This is a genomic window from Blautia sp. MSK.20.85, assembly GCF_013317245.1.
In the GTDB taxonomy this organism is placed as follows: Bacteria; Bacillota; Clostridia; order Lachnospirales; family Lachnospiraceae; genus Blautia_A.
Window position 1 is genome coordinate 1 of the sequence record NZ_JAAIUN010000056.1, and the last position, 4,691, is coordinate 4,691.

Below are 4,691 nucleotides of genomic sequence, written 5' to 3' on the forward strand. Positions count from 1 at the left end.
AGGCATTGTGGGAGCTGCCTTTGCTGACCGAAATCCATCTTCTTATGTAAAACCTGCAGGAATATAAAGGGAAAGTGACTATCCCTGCCGATTAATAATCCAAATAATATCGTCTATACCAATCTCTCCTTATTTTTCAAAGCATCTGTAAAATCGTTTTCTATCATTTGGTTATAAAGTCTCTTCTGCGCCAGTTCATCTGTATAATACGCATAGTCATGATTATAATCTTCCATAACTGTTTCTGCCGCCATAGATGCATAATCACATATGGTAGCTATTGAAAGATTCTTATCTATATTTTTGTAAATACCATATTTAATCTTTATTCCTTTAATCGGAGCATTCTCTCCAAACTCATTAATAACATTGTCCATTCTCCGATGATCCAGCTCACAATCATCACTTAATAAGCAGAGAAAAGATGCTTTTTCTTTTCTCACCGGTGCTGCTCGAGTTCATAATGCCTAACTCATCTAATCTTATATCTGAATCCTCACTTGCAAACGCAAACACTATTTTTTCGAATGTATCTGCATTTCCAATTCTTGCACATTTCATACGATAACGCAAAGTATCATTACCATTTTTTATCCTGTAATGTATTGTGAACTGTGAGACCAGTTGCAGTTGTTTGCATATATTATTAAAATCCGTAGCAACCAGCATTTTATTTCTGTCTTCTTCAAATACATTGGTCTCTATATACTTTTGTATTACGGTTTCATATGTTTTTTTTCTCGTTCATTAATTCATCTAACTCTGTGTTTTCATTTAGATGTCTATAAATCTGAATGTACTGATCTTGACGATTTACGCAATATATACTACTAAACTCATTCCCCAAAATGTTAATAATATCCGTAATCAGCATTTTTCCCCTTACTCTTCATTTACATATCATTTTATTGTAATCCCTTGATCTTTTTCAAAGATACTTTCGCTGTTGTTCCAAAGTTTCCATGTCTCTCTTTCTTTAAAATACAACGAAAAGTGAACTCTTATGTACTTGAAGAATCTGAAATACGATTCCTCCCTGTAAATATCAATCTGTTCCACAAAGCAAGTGACATGCTCCCACCACTTAAATCTTACGATTTTGAAGTGGGGGCTTCCTGCTCGATTACCCTTTAGGGCAAAGCTAAAACAGGCTATCCCCGCGTGTCCCGCGGTTTTGTTTTTTATGTTTATCCGGTTACGGATTTTTTTCTTGTGCCGTCAGGCACATTCTTTATAGATTCTTTTTCCTTCTTCACGGATGTTGACTGCTGCATTCACATCCCGGTCTATCCTATTTCCACATTCACAAACATACATTCTGTCCGACAATGCCAGTTCCTTTTTCTTATGTCCGCATACACTGCAGATCTTACTGGATGCAAAATAACGGTCTACTTTTATAAGATGTTTTCCATATTCTTCCAGCTTGTATCCCAACATGAACAGAAACTGCCCGTACCCGTTATCCTGCACACCTTTCCCAAGGTGCAGCCCTCCGGACATTCCCTTCAGATTCAGATTTTCCACACATACTGCATCATATCTTTCCGCAAGCTCCCTGCTGAGCTTATGCTGGAAATCTTTTCTCTGGTTCTTTATCTTTTCATGACATAAAGCTACCCTTTTTTTCTGTTTTTGATAGTTCCGGCTTTCTTTTTCACAGTGGGAGAGCTTTCTCTGTTCTCTTGCAAGTTTTTTCTCTGCTTTTCTGTAAAACATAGGGTACCCGGCTCTTTCTCCTGTAGAAAATACACACATTCCCTGCATGGCAAAATCGATCCCAAGAAATCTCTCTGCCGGTCTTTTTTCCACTGTTTGGTTCTCACAGCAGAACAAAAGGCTGGCAAAATATTTCCCGGATGGCTCACGGCTCACAGTTACAGACTTCAGTTTCCAGTCTGATGGAATCTGACGGTGAAGTTTTATCCTTATGACGGACATCTTTGGAAGTTTCAGATGGGTATCCTGCAAAAGGATATTTCCGTTTAGTGCATTGGTCGTATATGAATTTCTTGCATGCTTCTTTGATTTATAACGTGGAAATCCGCAGGCTGGTTCCCGAAAAAACTTCCGGAACGCACTTTCCAGATGCAGCTGCGCATTCGCCAGGGCAAGGGAATCCACCTCCTTCAGCCATGGATATTCCTTTTTATATCCGGCCGGTGTGTTCCGGAGCATCTTTTTTTCTTTCTGGTAATAGCTGATCTTATCTGCAAGCATCTGGTTATAGATAAAGCGGCTGCAGCCGATTGTTTGCTCTATCTGAACTCTCTGCTCTTTATTTGGATAGATCCTTATTTTTACGGCGCGGTTCATTCTTCTCACCCTGGCTTTCTATATACTGCCGTATCGTTTCAATCGTTGCTCCACCTGCACTGAGCAGACCGAAGATCTAACCCCAGAATGCATCTTTCATGGTCTAACTCCATTATATTTATCGTCCTTTTTCTTATATCGACGGATATGTATTTATGAACTAATTGTTCTTTTTCAGTATACTACATCAGGGAAGGGAGAACGAGTGTTTCTTTTATACTATAGAGATTTTTTTTGAGCAGATATGCTCAGATGTGCAATTCATCTCACCACCTGAAGAGGTGGGAGAATTCTTGCTACATTTGTTAAAATTTATTCTTCTCAGTGGTCTTAATATATAGTTTATCAAAATATAGAAGAAATGGATATATATTTTCTTTTAATATTTTTCTAAAAAAGCTTTATTTTATCACTCTCCAGTCACCGGACGCATCATGGAAAGCAGCTCCTTCCGGTAATGATCGGCCTTTTCCTGATTGCCCTGTTCTTTCCGTACCATCTTTGTGATTCCCGGATACTGTCCCGGGAAGCTTTCCAGCATGATACCATCTCCATAGATCAGGTAAACATCTCCGTCTGTCATATCTTCCTCTGTCAGCTTCTTTCCATTCTCATCCGTAAGCTTATCCGGTATCGTTCCGGAGAAAATCGTGTCCGTGTCCAGATCCGCAAAATACCAGCTGTTATCATCTGGATGAAAATACACTGCTGTCATCGGCTTTTCCCCGCATCCCGCCAGACAGAACATAACAAGTACCGCCAGCATCACGATCCATTTTTTCATTATTCCACCTCCTAGTCTCTGTCAGTATTTGATTATTTCGACTTCACACCGTGATAGCACCATGAAAAACATTAATATTACTGACTTCTACAATGTTTTTTATCTGGCACTACTATTAGTGGGAGATTTTTGATATAAATTTAATTGATCGTTGGAAGTACTTCCATAACCTGATCAATCACTTCCACAATTCTCTGTATATCCATATTTTCTTTTACATCAGAACTATCATTCACGTTCAAACCATCTTGCCAGTCCTGGACAATCGATACTGCCGGGATATTCACTAATGCAAACGGATAATGGTCACTGTTGGTTGCCATTGTCAGGAAAAATCTGTCACTGGGTGTAAATAGTTCTGACATACTGTTTTTATTTAATTCTGCCAGTTTTTTCAATCCCTCATCATCATATTCCGCATTGTCTGGTCTTTTGTTTCCTTCGATCATCGCCATATAACCCAGATCACTTTTTTCTGCAATAGTATCAATATTTATTACTCCGATGATCTGTTTCCGCTCGTCCTCCGTCAGCTTACCAACATACCATCTTGAACCCAGCATATATTTCTCTTCGCCCGAGAACAGGATGAATTTTATATTATACGGCATCTCTGTATCTTTTAAAATCCTTGCCAGTTCAAGCACTGCTGCCACTCCGGAACCGTTATCATTGGCGCCCACCGAATCTTCTGCACTGTCATAATGGGCACTTATGATCAGATTTTTTGTAGTATCAATAGATGAGTTTTTTGTCACAATGATATTTTCACCAATGCCGTCAACAATTGCATTCTCGGCTGTTGATGCCAGAAACACATCCGCCTGCGAGGAATGCCTTATTGCATTCTCATTGTTTTCATCGTTATATTCGAATTTCTGGTATTCTATATTGTCATATCCCAGATTGCCAAAATATTCACTAATATATTCTTTTACATTCTGTATTGCATCAGAATTTATTGGACGCGGTTCAGAAGTGATTTCATCGATGATCTGTTCAATATTCTGTTCCAAAGGCTCTATTATTGTACCGGTCTGGGTAACACTCTCCGCCATTGTCTGAATTGGTGCTATTAATGATATAACCATAATTAAGGCAATTGTAATTTTTTTCATTTGTGAGCTCCCTCATTTTACCAAGTATTAATCAGTATCTTTTATCCAATAACTTTCCATGCAGAACCATAGGCTACAACGAAAGCTTTTTTTCATACCATAAACATTATCATGTGATATACTTCTGCCAATTAAATCTCAGATTTTGAAAAAGGGACAGACATTGATAAATTTACTTAGTTCCATTCTGGGCTATGCACGGAACATTACAACCACATGATCAAAAGGCGGTAAATCTGATATTCTAAATGTACATTGTGATCCTTTTTTAACAAAATTAGCTTTTTTATCATTTATGTTATCAACTGATACTATTATACCATGAACTGCATCACCAACCAAGTGTTCTTTTTTGCTTTTACAGCGTTCGTACAGTGCTTTTACAATTCATTGCACATCTGTAAAGGAAAGAGACTTCTTGCTATATATTATGTTAAATTCCTGAAAGTATTTTCTTTGCGTTCTCCAGGTTA

At 38.1% G+C, this 4,691-nt stretch carries 4 protein-coding genes; all 4 read right to left on the bottom strand.

Going from position 1 to position 4,691, the window contains the following annotated elements:
* Window positions 1-113: 113 nt before the first annotated feature.
* The gene (locus G5B12_RS16675; protein ID WP_174088904.1) at window positions 114-443 is read right to left on the bottom strand and encodes a hypothetical protein; all 330 of its coding nucleotides are present in this window, start codon (window positions 441-443) and stop codon (window positions 114-116) included.
* Window positions 444-1,218: 775 nt separating this feature from the next.
* Entirely contained in the window at window positions 1,219-2,316 is a 1,098-nt protein-coding gene (locus G5B12_RS16680; protein WP_110925765.1) for an RNA-guided endonuclease TnpB family protein, read from the bottom strand.
* A 409-nt stretch (window positions 2,317-2,725) separates the two neighbouring features.
* Window positions 2,726-3,100 (bottom strand): hypothetical protein, encoded by a 375-nt coding sequence (locus G5B12_RS16685; RefSeq protein WP_021651441.1) that lies wholly within the window; start codon window positions 3,098-3,100, stop codon window positions 2,726-2,728.
* 140 nt (window positions 3,101-3,240) lie between these two features.
* Window positions 3,241-4,218 carry a M28 family metallopeptidase gene (locus tag G5B12_RS16690; protein ID WP_021651442.1) on the bottom strand — a complete coding sequence of 326 codons (978 nt, stop codon included), beginning with the start codon at window positions 4,216-4,218 and terminating at the stop codon, window positions 3,241-3,243.
* Window positions 4,219-4,691: the final 473 nt, after the last annotated feature.